The 15,102-nt window shown below is 35.5% G+C and carries 15 protein-coding genes; 1 reads left to right on the forward strand and 14 read right to left on the reverse strand.

Going from position 1 to position 15,102, the window contains the following annotated elements:
* Positions 1-139: 139 nt before the first annotated feature.
* From KQI21_RS12780 to KQI21_RS12830, 11 genes are all read right to left on the reverse strand, one after another.
* On the reverse strand, positions 140-517 hold the full coding sequence (locus KQI21_RS12780; RefSeq protein ID WP_216484565.1) for a protein kinase family protein: 378 nt from the start codon (positions 515-517) through the stop codon (positions 140-142).
* Between the two features lie 676 nt (positions 518-1,193).
* A complete protein-coding gene (locus tag KQI21_RS12785) occupies positions 1,194-1,679 on the reverse strand; it encodes a GNAT family N-acetyltransferase (RefSeq protein WP_216484590.1) in 486 nt (161 codons plus the stop codon).
* Between the two features lie 238 nt (positions 1,680-1,917).
* A complete protein-coding gene (locus KQI21_RS12790; protein ID WP_253291470.1) occupies positions 1,918-2,289 on the reverse strand; it encodes a DnaJ family domain-containing protein in 372 nt (123 codons plus the stop codon).
* A gap of 111 nt (positions 2,290-2,400) precedes the next feature.
* Complete coding sequence (locus KQI21_RS12795) at positions 2,401-3,066, reverse strand: SIMPL domain-containing protein (protein WP_216484566.1); 666 nt, start codon at positions 3,064-3,066, stop codon at positions 2,401-2,403.
* A gap of 276 nt (positions 3,067-3,342) precedes the next feature.
* On the reverse strand, positions 3,343-3,897 hold the full coding sequence (locus KQI21_RS12800) for an SLOG family protein (RefSeq protein WP_216484567.1): 555 nt from the start codon (positions 3,895-3,897) through the stop codon (positions 3,343-3,345).
* Positions 3,898-4,028: 131 nt separating this feature from the next.
* On the reverse strand, positions 4,029-4,379 hold the full coding sequence (locus KQI21_RS12805) for a CotD family spore coat protein (RefSeq protein ID WP_216484568.1): 351 nt from the start codon (positions 4,377-4,379) through the stop codon (positions 4,029-4,031).
* Positions 4,380-4,700: 321 nt separating this feature from the next.
* A complete protein-coding gene (locus KQI21_RS12810) occupies positions 4,701-5,234 on the reverse strand; it encodes a DUF4269 domain-containing protein (RefSeq protein ID WP_216484569.1) in 534 nt (177 codons plus the stop codon).
* A complete protein-coding gene (locus tag KQI21_RS12815) occupies positions 5,218-5,823 on the reverse strand; it encodes a GNAT family N-acetyltransferase (protein ID WP_216484570.1) in 606 nt (201 codons plus the stop codon). The genes KQI21_RS12810 and KQI21_RS12815 overlap by 17 nt, the downstream gene beginning before the upstream one ends.
* Before the next feature lie 24 nt (positions 5,824-5,847).
* The gene (mscL, locus tag KQI21_RS12820; RefSeq protein ID WP_216484571.1) at positions 5,848-6,237 is read right to left on the reverse strand and encodes a large conductance mechanosensitive channel protein MscL; all 390 of its coding nucleotides are present in this window, start codon (positions 6,235-6,237) and stop codon (positions 5,848-5,850) included.
* A 480-nt stretch (positions 6,238-6,717) separates the two neighbouring features.
* The gene (locus tag KQI21_RS12825) at positions 6,718-6,867 is read right to left on the reverse strand and encodes a small acid-soluble spore protein P (protein ID WP_216484572.1); all 150 of its coding nucleotides are present in this window, start codon (positions 6,865-6,867) and stop codon (positions 6,718-6,720) included.
* Between the two features lie 221 nt (positions 6,868-7,088).
* A complete protein-coding gene (locus KQI21_RS12830; RefSeq protein WP_216484573.1) occupies positions 7,089-8,018 on the reverse strand; it encodes a manganese-dependent inorganic pyrophosphatase in 930 nt (309 codons plus the stop codon).
* 223 nt (positions 8,019-8,241) lie between these two features.
* On the opposite strand from KQI21_RS12830, the gene KQI21_RS12835 reads away from it, so the two are divergent.
* The gene (locus KQI21_RS12835) at positions 8,242-9,369 is read left to right on the forward strand and encodes an NAD(P)/FAD-dependent oxidoreductase (RefSeq protein ID WP_216484574.1); all 1,128 of its coding nucleotides are present in this window, start codon (positions 8,242-8,244) and stop codon (positions 9,367-9,369) included.
* 495 nt (positions 9,370-9,864) lie between these two features.
* Here KQI21_RS12835 and KQI21_RS12840 read toward each other — a convergent pair whose 3' ends face one another.
* The 3 genes from KQI21_RS12840 to KQI21_RS12850 form a co-directional block, all read right to left on the reverse strand.
* Positions 9,865-10,500 (reverse strand): YczE/YyaS/YitT family protein, encoded by a 636-nt coding sequence (locus KQI21_RS12840; RefSeq protein WP_216484575.1) that lies wholly within the window; start codon positions 10,498-10,500, stop codon positions 9,865-9,867.
* A 490-nt stretch (positions 10,501-10,990) separates the two neighbouring features.
* Positions 10,991-11,515, reverse strand: coding sequence for a GrpB family protein (locus tag KQI21_RS12845; protein ID WP_216484576.1), 525 nt, complete (start codon positions 11,513-11,515; stop codon positions 10,991-10,993).
* A 349-nt stretch (positions 11,516-11,864) separates the two neighbouring features.
* Complete coding sequence (locus tag KQI21_RS12850; protein WP_309245555.1) at positions 11,865-13,940, reverse strand: peptidoglycan D,D-transpeptidase FtsI family protein; 2,076 nt, start codon at positions 13,938-13,940, stop codon at positions 11,865-11,867.
* Between the last annotated feature and the right edge of the window lie 1,162 nt (positions 13,941-15,102).

Here is a 15,102-nt window from a genome sequence, read left to right on the forward strand (position 1 = left end):
AATAATACCAAATGGACAGTAACACCTTTTGGTCGGTATTGTCTTTTTAGCTCTTTTACCTGATCAAAATAAATCTGAATAATCATTCTCTTATTTTTGGTTTTTATGCAACACTAGTGACACATCATATGTAGTTAAATCATATGTATCCTCTACAGGTGAACATGCATGTATTTTGCCTAATAACTCTCCACTCTCCTGCTTCGTAAATTTCTTGATTCGTGCCCTGATATTTTCTCCCTTCAATAAATGGATATACTATATAGCAATCTTCACCTATTTTTTGCGGGTTATCCACCTCCATTGCAACTGGTGTAACAACGAGAATACCGTTTCTTTTTAAATACTTGGTGTAGCTTACTATACCTTTTGCTCGTTCGAACGGCTTTTGTGTTTTTTTAACAACGATAACCTCACCAGAATAATTCACCCGATAAACGGGCGAGTATGGATAAATACTTTCCAGTTTATTACGTACAGGTATACAAAAATGTTTCATAATTTCCAAGCTTTGCATATTTCCCCTACTTTTCCTTTTAGGCTTCATGAAATTTACGATTCACTTAACCAATTTTAGTAGAATCTGTCCCAAGTTGGCGATTCGCCCTCCCGACTTTGGCAGTTTCTGTTTCGAGTTTATGACTCACTCTCTCAACTTTGGCAGTTTCTGTTTCGAGTTTATGGCTCACTCTCTCAACTTTGGCAGTTTCTGTTTCGAGTTTATGACTCGCTCTCCCGACTTAGCCCAGTTTCGCGTTTTTTGATTAAAGCACTTGTCGCTTCATTAATCGAATGATGCTAATTTCCATATCTGAATCAGTCATTTTACAAGCAAATATTTAAATTTTTCTTCTAATGAGTGAATCTAAATATACTAAGCTCTTTTATTAGACTGTGCTAATGTTAACACTTTGACCAGTGCCTGTCTAACTGAGTTATGGACAGGTTGAATTAATTATTAGCTGGTACCACTAAAGTTTATTCCAAGTATTAGAATTCATATTAAATATGAGTACTAATAGCTACAATTAACCGTTCATTTATTTTTTGTGTAAATCAATTACTTCATGATAGGAAAAACTTTTTCTTTTTGGATAAGTTAAAATAAATAAAGTTTTAGTATTGAAGTTAAGACGAACATAGTAACATTCTTTAATGCAATAAGGTGATCATTTAAGGGGTTTCTTCACCTCTTAAAGATACAGCGCCATCCGGATCGTATTTAACTTATGTCCGGAAAAATCCTCTGTAAATTTCTCCACTATATTAAACCCTTTTCGCTTATAAAACCGCTTACCAATTTCATTATCCTGTTCTACATTTAAATAAATTATGTTAACTTCTTTTAGGAAATCTAATCCAGCTTTTAACAGGGCTGTTCCTATACCCATCGCTTGATAATCCGGTAGTAAGTAGATTGCATTTAACTCAGCAACTCCTTGTTCTGTCATTGGGGAATAATTTGCAAAGCCAACAACTTTCCCATCAAGTTCGGCAACAAACAGATGCGAAAACATTAACCTTTTCGCTAACATTTCTTTACTATATGCACGAGTCAAAAATTCTTCTTGAATGGACATAGGTATAATCCCCTGATACGTAGTATGCCAGCTTTTTCTTGCTACTTGTTGTACGGCCTCTATATCCTTCTCGGTCATCTGCCGGATTATATAATTCATTACTATTTCCCTTTCTCCATGAATCATAGGAGGATCCCCCTCGAAATCGTTTTCCTCTCCTTCGTACGGGCAAGCCTCCTCGTCAAAATTCTAACGCTTGTCGGGCTGACCAAGGCCCTTCTAGCTTTTGTTCTTGGCTAGCATGTATTTTACTGCATACACTGTACTACTACTCAAAACTAGTCAATCTCGAACTACTCCGGTTTATTTATCTTCTATTTGAATGTGTACGAATAGCTTAATTTTCAATTCTATTTCGTTGTAAGGATGGAGGACAAAGATAATTGTATTCTTTAATTTTTTTGTTGATACGTTTCACTTTTTTCTTTCTCTCTTTACTTTCTGATCTAAATAACTCCTTCTTTAATGCATCAATTTCATTTGCCAGTTCAATCCACTTTGGAAGAATATGATTATCTTTCATCGTTTTATAAAGCTGCTTCTCTTCTGGATTCATGTAATCATTTCTTAGTTTCAATGGTTTTCCTTTTCCTGGTAAGTGATCGAAATGTCCCTCTTTTTCTGCTCTTTTTACTATCTCACTAATTGGATCAACATATTGAAGGCGTTCATCAATCTCATATTCATTTTTTGCATTCTTTTTCTCCAACCTTTCACCTCCTCGTATATTTTTATTCTTTTGTTTACAATTCGACAAATAGTTTTCTTTACCTTCCCATTTCGCAAAATATTTAAAATCGTACCTGTCATTATTTGAAACTTAGTAACTGTATACCAACTCAACTGCTGCTTCTATTTCAATTTGTCCTGGCTGAATAGGTGTTGCAAATCCTTCTGTAGTTGCAGATGCTGTTTTATAGATAGCTGGCGGGTTAATGGTTCGTTCAACAATACGAATTGGCATTGGGGATAATGGAAGCTTCAATGTCTTAGCAATTGTATAAGATTTACGCTTAGCATCTAGTAAAGCGGACTGAAGCGCATTTTCATAAAATATATCTGTTTGATCTGTTGTAAAACGAATATCGGTTATACGATTTACTCCCTGGCTAACAACAGTATCAATAACAATACCGACCTGATCGATATGGGTTAACCTAACTTGCAACATATGCATAACTTGATACCTTTGATTAAACTGCTTACCATTTTGATAATCATACTTTGGATTAATTATAAAGGCTGAGGTTTGAATATCTTTATTGGGGATGCCTAAATTCACTAAAGTTTGAAGCACCTTATTCATCTTTTCTGTATTTTCCTGTTGTGCTTTGTGAAGGGATTTATTTTCTGTTACTACTCCTAATTGGACAATGGCGACATTAGGCTTTACAGCTATCTTTCCATTTCCATACACTTTCATCGTTCTGGTATCCGGCAAACTAACGGAAGTAGGCGGTTGGTAATCTGATTGCATATATGACATAGGTACATCACTCCTCTTTAGAGTGTATGCACGATGGCACATAATGATTAAATTAATAAGGAAAGCTAGCACTTTCCTAGTGAACCCTTTCAGAACTACAGCTAAGCTGTTTTAACTTTAGCGGAATTTATCTTGCTAATAATTTCAATTTCTTTATTTTGATTACTAAAAACAATTTAGGCTCACTTCCTTATCAAGTTTAGCATTGGAACTTCCGCTACCGAACTCCTTCATACAGTAAATTTCGGCATTTACTCATAAATATTAAGCTCCCACCTATAACCAGTAATCGGGATCCGACATTCTTATTTCTTCCACGACATCATCTAAATCTGAGGGTGTAATGATATAAATATCGCTTTCATTCATCATTTGTTTGGCAGTTTCATAAAAAAAACGTGTACTACCGGGGTATTCTTGATCCATTAATAATAAACACGCATCACTTTTATCAGTTATCCACATATTTTTTGCTTTAAATTGATAGGCTCCTCTATATTCACCTTGATAGATTGGTTTGTAAAAATCTGCGGTAGCTATAATTGCTTGATATTTCTCCTGAAGTTGCTCCGGCCAGCGACTATCCTGATTCTCAAACGGTGGAAAAACCCCTAATTTAACTTTGTATGTCTCTTGTAATTCAAATACTACTTCAGCAGCCCACAATTCAACTCCCATCTGTCCTGAAATCAGTACCCATTCTACTCCTGCTTCAATTAATGGGATAAGTCTTTTTTCAAGAGCAGCTTTTATATATGTAATCCGTTCATCCTCTTCATTGAAAATATTGATCTCCATCGGTTTATAGCCTGTTACAGTTAATATTTTCATGTTAGTTCTCCTTTTCTAGACCTTCATTTACGTTTATAGAATACAACCGTTTCCTTGAACATTAAAGTAACAATACAGCTTCCTTCATGATAAATAAGAAGCTGACATATCATATGCCAGCTTCAAGTTTATCACCATTTATGTGGATGTTTACAATGTTTTGGCTTGTGACAATCGTTTCCCATTCCTGGTGCCATCGCTCCCGCTACCTGTCCTGGGCCATATCCTGGCGCCATTGCCCCTCCTACTTGTGGAGGAACATTGTAAGAACCTCCATACACGTCTACACAGCTGTGCGTATTTTGCACAGATGTCGAATGTGGAAATACATGCTTATTTATCGTAGTATGATGATTGTGAACGGTTGTGTGAGATGGATGAATATGCTCTACTACATCTTCGCTACATTGTTTAACACATTTATATTTTGTAGGATGAACAACTTTCGGTGGATAACCACAATGTCCATAATGATGTCTCATAAAAATTCCCCTTTCCTGTGATTGGTACACTAATAACCTATGGCAAGTAACTAATTTTTGTATATGGCAATCACCTATGAAACGGGAAAATTCTTTTTTTCTGTCTCTTTCTACTTTATCATTTGTAAAAGAAACAAGAGCATTATCATCTTGAAATGTTGTACCACAGTTTTTTTAGACGTTAAAACACTGCCGTTAGAAGCTCCAGCCCATATACTTTTCCAGTTACATTCATATATGTTTTCCACGGTAATTCAACTTCTATACAAAATTTTATAACCTAGCTAATAAACAAAACAAGCACGAAAATTGTTCATCTCCTTAGCCAATGATTCCTGTTTGCTTCCCATAAAGAAGTAACTGCTCAAATGGATCTCCTTCTAAACGTAATAGCTTACAAAAACAAGCCTCTGTATTCATTCCTTCCTGCTTTAAGCGGATAACTTCTCTCTTAAATGTCGGATTTTGTTTTAATATATGGTCTTCAATCACCATACGGAGATATGCATTCTGTTGATCAACGGCCTGTTTTTGTCCAAACAGTTCAAACATAAATGTATGAAACTGAAAATTTGCTTTTATTACTTCTTGATCTCTTATTCTCTTTCTTTTTATGCTGAAATCTGAAAATCCGCTGTAAAAACGTCTTATATCTGATTCTAACCTATCTAAATGAAACGCTTGTAAAATAATATCTAAGTCGGAATACTCTACAAAGATAGCTAGTGGATAGGTACCACATAAAACGGGGTGATAATGTTGTAAATCGTTTAAAATATTTAACTGAAGAATTGTTTTATATGCTTCTTGCTGTCTAGTGTCTCCTGTTCGTAAACGTTCAATAGAATGAATCATTTTCTATCACCTTCTTGATAAAGCCTGTACATCTATGTACACGTTGAAATGCTGAGCGAATCATCTCTTCATTCTCTCCAGTGTAATGAGCCCATGCCTGAACAGGCTGAAGATCTGGCAGTTTACTTGCTAAATTCATAACTTCTTGATTGCCCCCAAGAAAGACGTGTAAATAAGAATGAATAGGGGTAAAACCATTTCTTTTATACCAATTCAATACCCAAGGATCATCTCTGGTCCATACCTCCAAATAAGCTAAACCTTTTTCCAAAGCAATTGTCTCTACTTTTTTTAATAATTGCCAAGCAATTCCTTGCCGTTGATAATCGGGATGAACAGCAAGATGCCAAATCATTCCGCCACACTTATTATTATTTCCGGTACAGACCGAATTTGGCTCTGATTCATATTCAACATCAATTAAACCAATTATTCTATCATCTTTTATAGCCACCAACTCAATAGCAGGATTATCATACTGCTCTTTTTTTCGAAAAACATTGTCATAGTAAGCAGTGTCTAAAAATGCTAAAACTCGGCACTCCAGCCAACTTTTTTCATAAACAGATGTGTACGTTTTTATTTTCATACGTTTCCCCTTTGTCATTCGTTCTTAATTTGCTTGATTCTGCTCTTTTAGCAAATCTCTGATTTCTCTGAGCAATTCCTCTTGTGGATTCACCTCTCGCTCTTGTTCTACAGTTTCTTCCCTTTTCTCCCGTTTAAACTTCATTAGTAAACGAATAAATAAGAAAATAGACCCGGAAATAATAAAGAAATCAATAATCGACTGAATAAACCGTCCATAATTTATCTCGGCTTCCCCAACGTTATGAGACAAATGACTAAAATCAATCCCATTCATTAGAATTCCCATGAGCGGTGTAATTATATTTTCAACTAGCGATGTAACAATCGCACTAAAAGCTGTACCAATTACTACTGCAACAGCTAAGTCAACTACATTTCCTTTAAACACAAATTCTTTAAAGTCTTTCCACATACAAAGCAACCCCTTATCAAAATGGTATATATTAAATAATAACAAACTCACATTAACATATATGTGTAAAAAGAAGATAACATAAAACTTATTTAAGGGGTGTTTTTCTTCTTGATTGGTGGTAAAACCATTATCATTTAGTAGCGATTTTCTTTTGCAAAGTCGTCAGTAATAAAAAAACGGTTGAAATAAGAGAAATACGGATCCTTACATACAGGGGGAATTTTTACAGAAACACCTTCTACACTAATTTGTCTTTATGATGAAATTCCCTGTCATTTTTATCTTTTGAACTTCCTCTTAACATCTATTTAAAAACAATAACTAAATACCTGTGAAAAATTTACCTGTCTGGTTTATAAAAAGATCACTTGCATTAACAAAGATATACCTCTAAAAGCAAATTCTCCCATATCCATACAATACGGGAGAATTTATGAAGACTTGTTCCACTGCAATTTTCAGTTATTAGCCTTTTGTCTAAAGCCCATGATGTGGATTATACTTTTGCTTAGCATGATTGGCTGTTTTTACTTTTTTAGAACCACTTAACGGTTCACCATATGGTTGTTTAGGGCTTTCTGGCAAGTTCGGATGCTCCTGCTGCTTAGGTCCTTTCGGTTTACCCAAAAAAATCCCTCCTATCATGCATTTGTATCAGTTTTTGTAATTACTACCCTATTTATTCGTTCTATAGCATGTAAAAATTGACGAACATAGCTTTGATCAAGAGCATTCTTTTTTAGAAGGGAATTAATTTGGCAAGTAAACAAGTGACACACTTTTTAATAAGTTTATACGGTTGTATAAAAAAATCCAGATAAAGGGCTCTACCCTTATCTGGATTTTTCTTATTTTTCATAAGCATCTGTTAATGCAGTGACGATTTGCTTTTTTCGTGAAACAACGCCTTTTAGTAATGCGCGACTACGCTGATCAAGATTTACCCCAAAGGCATTCTCCACCTTTGCTTTACCATTTCCTAAAGCGAGTACCTCAGAATCATTATTTAAAATATCTGTCACCACAAACAAGAATAAGTCGAGATCCTTTTTCTGAATATGATTAGCAATTTCCTTTTCAATCTCAGCTTGTTGTTGATAAATTTTTTCTGTATCAACAGCATTTACTTGCGCAATTTCTACTTTTGCATCGGCCATGGAAAATTCTTTTGCATCCATTGTTATTAATTCTGATACAGGCTTATCACTTAAATCGGCCCCAGCCTTTAGCATTTCAAGACCATATTTCTCCACATCAACTCCAGCAATTTTCGCCAGTTCATGAGCTGCATCAATATCTTCTTTTGTACAAGTTGGCGATTTGAATAATAGAGAATCGGAAATAATTGCAGATACTAATAATCCTGCAATCTTTTTCGGAACTTCTATGTTGTTTTCTTTATAGATTTTATTTATAATCGTCGCGGTACATCCTACAGGTTCTGCGCGAAAGTATAGCGGATCACTTGTTTCAAAATTAGAAATTCTGTGATGATCGACAACTTCCTTAATGTGAACATCTTTAATATTTGCTACACTTTGCTGGAACTCATTATGATCCACAAGAATAACCTCTGTACCTTCCTCTACCTTCTCAATATTTAGTGGCGCTTCTGCTTCAAAATAGTCAAGCGCATACTGTGTTTCTTTGTTAACGTTGCCTAATCTGACCGCTTCAGCATCTACACCTAATTTTTGCTTTAAATCTGCATAGGCTATTGCTGAACAGATTGCATCAGTATCTGGATTTTTATGTCCAAAAATCACTGTTTTTGCCATGATCATTTTCTCCTTTTATTAGCTTTTATAATTATTAGCTTATCAAAATTCATGCCACTTGAGTAGCGTTTTAATGAATTTAACATCATGAAAATTGGTATTTCATTTACTTTTCTTTAGTTTATTTTTATCATGGTATTAGTGTCTCGATTGGAGGAAAAGGATCAATGATTTTAAAAAAATGTACCATAACATCCATGAATTTACTGGTAGTGAATGTAAGATGAAAAAAAAGATAATTATCATCGGAAGTGGAATCGCAGGAGCCTCAACTGCTTATTTTCTTGCCAAAAGTAAACAGGATGTTACAATTATCGATCGTGGTGATCCTGGACAAGCTACAGATGCTGCAGCAGGCATTGTTTGTCCTTGGCTCTCTCAGCGAAGAAATAAAGACTGGTATCAGCTTGTTAAGGCTGGCGCACGCATGTATCCTAAGTTAGTAGAATCACTTGCCCGAGATGGGTTGACAGACATCGGTTATAATCAGGTCGGCGCACTGCATCTCCATCAGGATCAGGAAAAATTACAAGCAATGAAGGTACGAGCTGAAAAAAGAAGATTAGATGCTCCTGAAATAGGTGATATTGGCATACTAACTCCACAGGAAACAAAGAATAAATTCCCAATTTTAGAGGATAAATACAGTTCTATTTATGTAAGCGGAGCAGCTAGAGTAAATGGTCGGAAACTTCGCGATGCATTAATTAAAGGTGCACAAAAGCATCATGCACAACGAATAAAGGGAACAGCAACATTAAAAGTATCTGGTAAAAAAATCACTGGTGTGTCCATTGATAATCAACAAGAAATAACAGCAGATACAGTCATTGCCACAACTGGTGCTTGGATGGGAGAGCTATTAGCACCATTGGGGATTACTTTTCGAATAGAAGCCCAGCGCGCGCAAATTTTACATGTGCAACTTCCAGATAATATAGGAGATACGTCATTATGGCCTGTCGTAAAGCCCCCAAATAACCAATACATGCTTACCTTTCCTGACAAGCGAGTTGTACTTGGAGCTACGTACGAAAACAATGTAAATCTTAATTATCAAATTACTGTTGGTGGTATGCATGAAATTATGACAAAAGCAATGGAATTCGCTCCGGTTTTGCAAAAAGCTGCAATTATTGAAGCCAGAATGGGGTTTCGTCCAGTTACACCTGAGTATCTTCCTGTAATTGGCCGTCTTTCGGGTTTTAATGGTCTGCTTTTAACAAACGGTCTTGGATCAACCGGATTAACGATGGGACCATTTATCGGCTCGCAATTAGCTAAACTGGCAATGAATCAGCAGACAGATATCGATTTGCAAGCTTATGATGTGCAAAAAGCGATTGATTAGGCGTAGAAAAATCATAAGGACCTATTACAAGAGAAGGTTGCATAAAAACGAACTTAGAGACTTTTGGCCAGCTTCCTGTGACGCTGGCTATGTCATTTCATCAGACTTTTTGAACTTCTTCTAAAAAGATATACTTAGGATAAAGTAAAACTTCATTCAGTAGGAGTTTTCTTCCAGCTCCTACTGAATGTTAGTACCGCAAGGGTATGACCTAAAGGCCCTTGAACGAATCGGGCATTTAGATGCCGTTTTCTCCTACTTAGGCCCTTTTGTACCAACTCAGGCTCTTGAAGTGGGATTCTTACGGCACCTTACATACGGGATAAACAGTGCTAAGCAATTAACTATCTTCTAATCCTATTAATTTATCCCTCATCTAAGGCCGTAAGACTCTCACTTTAAGAGTTAAGAGAACACAAGAGGTCTAAATGAGATAACGCTATCTATTGCCCATTGTCAGGTCTACGGTTACAGGATGGAAAGGCTTTTCAGTAGTTATGCACGTGCTTTATTCTCGATATATCCTGTTTCTAATTTCATTACCTTGGCCCGAAGTCTTCCATAGGTAAATTGGAAGATTGGACTTTGAATAAAAGTAAAAACAAACGTAAATAAAAAAACAGGTCCGCCTAATATTAAACCAATCAGTAATACAAAGGTCTCTGTAATGATCCGCACTTTACCGACGGACGCCGATAATTTATCTGAAATAGACAGCATAAAACCATCTCTCGGTCCAGAACCTACATTAGCAGCATTATAAACTCCCCCGCCTACTCCCATAATCATAATACCGATAACCATCCACACATAATCCATCCATGTATAGGATGCGGTTGGTAAAAAATCAAGTAGCAAATAAATATCGACAAAAATACCAACTAAAATCGCATTGAAAAAAGTGCCTAACTTAATATAACTTTTATCAAGTATCCAGGACACACCTATTAATAAAATAGAAATAATAATTGCCCATGACCCGATGGATAATCCCAGTTTTTCATACAATACAACATTAAGTACGTCCCAAGGATGGATACCGAGATGTTGCATGTTGATAGACATACTTACGCCAAGGCTAAATGCCATGATTCCAAATAAAAATATTAGCCAACGAATCCCCAACACCACAGCTATTCCCTCTTTCTGAATTTGATAAAAACAAACTATCTCTCCCTTGACAGGAGGAGGATCACGCCTTAATACAGAGAAAATTAGAAACTATTATACTAAAAAAATAACTTTTCTGACAAGAACAAAAGCTAGAAGTGCTCGGTTAGCGACGTACAAACAGAAACTTCTTAAGCGATAAAGTGAAACTTCATTCAGGAATGCTATTCTTCTTGAATGTTAGTACCACAAGGGTATGACCTAAGGCCTTTAAACAAATCGACAATTTTGGAGCCACGTTGACTTAATGTAGGAAGAAGACTGAAGTTTAGCACTGTTTGAGGTTTAAGCTTGGCAACGAAGCCACTTTTTTAAAAAATTATCCGCATGTAAAAACGGATATAGATCCCGCAACAATAATAGCAGTTCAGAAGCATTATTCATAATTCTGACAGACTGTTTTAACTTTTTTATGGGAGCAATAGGCCTAGCTTCGAGAATGTTAGAATGTTTAGCCATTTGCTTGTAAGTCGTACCACTTTAATGCTTGCTGCTCCACTTCCTTAACAAAATTGTTTTTCCCTTGAATATATGCCGCTATATCAGTTGGATATTGAGCCGCTAAAGTGAGCTTTAATTTGCTATACCTATCCACTATTTTAGGATGAGCAATTAAATAATCTCTAAACGCAAGATGCCGCTTAATCTCATCACTTCCTTTTTCGTATACATGAACATGATGCGTATGGTCATCTTCACCTTTATAAAAGTATCTTCTACCTTTAAGCCCATACTCTCCTAAAAAAACGTATCCCAGATTTTCCATACCTTTTATAAAGAGATCAACTTGCCAAATTGAGATTACGACTGGCATCATATCTATCGTCGGTTTAGCAGCTAATCCCGGCACTGCTGTACTACCAATATGGTGGATTGTAATCAATTCATCCTTAAAAACTTCTTGTACCCGTTCCGCTTCTTGCAAAAACGTTTTCTTCCACTCTTTTTGAAAGGGAGTAACGATTACTTTCCGCATGTATTTTGTCTCCTCTCTCTTAACTGGTTTTCCTAGATAAAATGAAACTTCATGAAGTAGTGCTTTTCCTTCATCCCTACTGCTAGAAGTAGAACAAAGGCTAACATCTCGGGCGTCCTTGAAAAACCGCGATGTATCGCTGCCGAAGCTTTCCTTGTCTTTAAAAAAGAAAAGTACTTTTTCTTCCGTCGGGCGCCTATCAAGCAGTCTCCTTGATTCTATCATCTCGGAATTTAGGTGACGTTATCTCCATTTAAACTTCTTTGTATTCTTTGCAACTCTTGAAGTTATGGCACGTTCAGGATAAAAGATAAAGAGACTCCTATTTATCCAGAGTCTCACCTAAAAACTACTGCTGCTTTTTTTCCTGTTTAAATGTTTCAAAATAAGCATCCAAAATGCCTTGCCCGATGGTAAAGTTAATTGGGTGTTTTCCAGTAGCAATCCCTGTATGAGGTACGATAATTGCAAATGCCATTTCCGGATCATCATAAGGAGCATACCCAACTAATGATAAATTCTCTGTATTAGCTTTCATTTCCCCGTCTACATAATAGGCATTTTCAGCCGTCCCCGTTTTCCCTGCGGCTTTATATTTGCGATACTTCGCTGTCCCAAAATAGTTCACCGCGGTACCCCGAGGCTCATTGTACACTTGTCTGAATCCTTCCTGTACCCGCTTTATATAGGATAAATCCATATCTACTCGGTTCAACACTTCTGTCCCTTGGCTGCGATAAACAGATCCCAATCTGTCATCTGTCATGGATGGATTCCGTATCTCTTTTACCAAATGCGGTCGAACCCGATAGCCATCATTAGCAATCGTCGAAACATATTGAACTAATTGCAATGTCGTGTAATTATCAAACTGACCAATCGCATAGTCCATTAACAGACCGGGGTTAAATGGCTTTTTACCAATAACTCCAATGGATTCGTATGGATAATCAATTCTTGTCTTTGCTCCAAGACCAAATTGTTGAAAGTAACTACGCATTTTATCCCAAGCAGCCAAATCAAATCGAGCACCACTTCCATTAGGGAAAGGGTATCTATTTTCTCCTCCCATTTTGAGCGCAATGTAAAACATGTAGACGTTGGAAGACCGTCTTAATGCCAGATAATCATTGACAGGTCCTAGATTACTATAGGAACCTTTTGGTGGACTTCCCTTAATAGTAATGGTTTGGTCATTAAAAACTTGTCCTGGTACAATCACTCCCGATTCATACCCGGCTAGTACAGTCGCTCCTTTAATGGCTGACCCCGGCAAATGAGCATCGTGCAATGCTTTATACCCTGTATCGATAAATTTATTTTTTTCCCTGTCATAGGTTTGCCCGCTTACTGCTAATAGTTCGCCCGTCTTTGGATTCATGACCACTGCAATCGCATCTGTCAAATAGCGATGTTGATAAGGATGTTTTTGAATCGTTTTCTTTAATTCATCTCTTAAAATGTTATCGACCTTTTTTTGAAATTCCATATTAATTGTTAAAACAAGGTCTTTTCCTGCCTCTCCTTCAACAACTATTTCAGAGCCCACAGTAGTGCCGTCTTTTGTTGTTGTATATTGAATTACTTCTTTTCTTCCACGTAGTACATCTTCATAGTATTCCTCTAACCCACTAATACCAACACGATCATTACGGCTATAGCCTCTGGTCATAAATTGTTCCTGTTTATCTTTCGGTATACCTTGTTTTTCTGAAGTTATATTACCGACTAAATTTTGAAATGTTTCTTTAAATGGATATTCACGGTCCCAATCGGCTATTGCATTAATACCAGGTAAATCATTTAAGTTTTCTGAAACTCTTGCATATTCTTCTGGAGATACATCTTCATTTTTAATGATATGGGGTGTTAACGAATAAGCCTTATCCAGTTCTTTTTTAATGGCAATGATCTTTTTTTCCTGATCTGAAAAATTGCTGATTTCTTTATCTGTAATCCTTTCTAAGGCAAGGTTGTATTCTTCTGTATCATCCAGTTTTTCTTTTTCCTTTTCAGATAGTCTTTTTACTACTTTCTTCTTGTTTTTCAAGTAAAAATACTCTTTCTTATCCCGTTCAGAAATCTTATTTGTCTTCATCGAAATAAGAGATGCTAATTTTTTCGCAACTTTTAATCGTTCTTCAGCTTGTAGCCCTTTTGCAGGAGTGTAAGTTATTGCATATAAAGGAGTATTACCAACTACAAGCTTATGATCACTATCATAAATTTTACCTCGAGGAACTGGGACTTTCGTTGTATCTCTTATCGTTCGGTCAATTTCTTTTTGAAAAGCTTCCCCTTTAAGAATTTGAACAACACCTAATTGAAGTATTAAAAGAGAGAACATGATAAACATGATAAAAAACAACAAATTTAAACGAAATGGTAGCTTCTCCCTGTTTTCTTTTTTTGATTTTTTAACCACTAAATCCCCCCCTTATAAAAATAAATGTATTCAGGATGTTAGACAAGCAAACTACTGAATACATTTAATTTATCTCTACTTGTTTCACTTAAAAAGGACAATTTACTTGTGAAGATGTTTGCCTGAATACCCCTACATAGGATTTTCACGAATCAAATCAACCTTTATGAGAAAATTTTATCTTTCTTAATATACAAAAAAGAATACAGTGGATTTCAAGAAAAATGAATTAGGACTTTATAACTAAAAACAATTACTACAGTGTTACATATTAAATAAATAATACCATTTTTCAGCTATAATCGGCAACCAAATATTTCCTATACTTTATAAATCATAAATTAGGAAAATAAATGATGGAATAGTTACTCTAATTAGTAAATACTCCGTTTTCTAAAAAAGCTGCATTTTTATTGGATTTTTCCAAACGTCTTTTTTCCAAACCGAATTGCTATCCAATTAGACTGATTATTACTGCTATTATTTATTCTATGTTTTTAGATAAAATGATTATAAATATTATAAAACTTATCACAAAAACTAAAGTCTTAAAGTTCTCGAACTTCAACGCGTTGTACATGCCAGTGTTGCGTTGAACAAGGATACCTGAGATCATAGCCCTGTTTAGCTCCTTTTGCACTCGTTCCATAAAGTACTTTTGTTCACCTATAAAAGTAGCTAGGTTTATCTTGTATTTTAAGTCTTTAAATGTCTTATTTATAAATTGTTTACCCAATGATTATTTGTGAACTATATCACTAAAAAATCTTTAATAATATTTTAATAAAATTTGATCATCCGCTGCTTATAGAAATGAAACTTCATTTGCTTTAGCTTGTTTGCGATCATTTTAAAACCAAGGTATTTCTTCCTTTCAAACGTCTATACAAAAAAATATCCTACAAACATCCTATACAAAAAACAACAGAATAACCCATATCTTAACATGATTCATTATATTTATTAACACAATTGTCAAAAGAAAGTTACAAAACCTTCATGATTTGGTGCGTCCAAACCATGATTTTAATTGTATATTAATAGAAGGAGGGTGTTCAAAAAAGACAAAAGGGGGTTTGTTAAATCTTCTGGGCTTATTCACTTACATGATAACTTTCCAAAATTTTTTTCACTCTCTTTAGCACTTTAGTACTATCTTAAC

Source organism: Virgibacillus proomii (genome assembly GCF_018916875.1).
GTDB lineage: Bacteria > Bacillota > Bacilli > Bacillales > Amphibacillaceae > Virgibacillus > Virgibacillus proomii_B.

What these genes read in the sequence shown, in the direction of transcription:
- KQI21_RS12780 (WP_216484565.1), bottom strand. Translation starts at nt 517, where the DNA reads ATGCAAAGCTTGGAAATTATGAAACATTTTTGTATACCTGTACGTAAT.
- KQI21_RS12785 (WP_216484590.1), bottom strand. Translation starts at nt 1,679, where the DNA reads ATGAATTATATAATCCGGCAGATGACCGAGAAGGATATAGAGGCCGTA.
- KQI21_RS12795 (WP_216484566.1), bottom strand. Translation starts at nt 3,066, where the DNA reads ATGTCATATATGCAATCAGATTACCAACCGCCTACTTCCGTTAGTTTG.
- KQI21_RS12800 (WP_216484567.1), bottom strand. Translation starts at nt 3,897, where the DNA reads ATGAAAATATTAACTGTAACAGGCTATAAACCGATGGAGATCAATATT.
- KQI21_RS12805 (WP_216484568.1), bottom strand. Translation starts at nt 4,379, where the DNA reads ATGAGACATCATTATGGACATTGTGGTTATCCACCGAAAGTTGTTCAT.
- KQI21_RS12810 (WP_216484569.1), bottom strand. Translation starts at nt 5,234, where the DNA reads ATGATTCATTCTATTGAACGTTTACGAACAGGAGACACTAGACAGCAA.
- KQI21_RS12815 (WP_216484570.1), bottom strand. Translation starts at nt 5,823, where the DNA reads ATGAAAATAAAAACGTACACATCTGTTTATGAAAAAAGTTGGCTGGAG.
- mscL (WP_216484571.1), bottom strand. Translation starts at nt 6,237, where the DNA reads ATGTGGAAAGACTTTAAAGAATTTGTGTTTAAAGGAAATGTAGTTGAC.
- KQI21_RS12830 (WP_216484573.1), bottom strand. Translation starts at nt 8,018, where the DNA reads ATGGCAAAAACAGTGATTTTTGGACATAAAAATCCAGATACTGATGCA.
- KQI21_RS12835 (WP_216484574.1), top strand. Translation starts at nt 8,242, where the DNA reads ATGAAAAAAAAGATAATTATCATCGGAAGTGGAATCGCAGGAGCCTCA.
- KQI21_RS12845 (WP_216484576.1), bottom strand. Translation starts at nt 11,515, where the DNA reads ATGCGGAAAGTAATCGTTACTCCCTTTCAAAAAGAGTGGAAGAAAACG.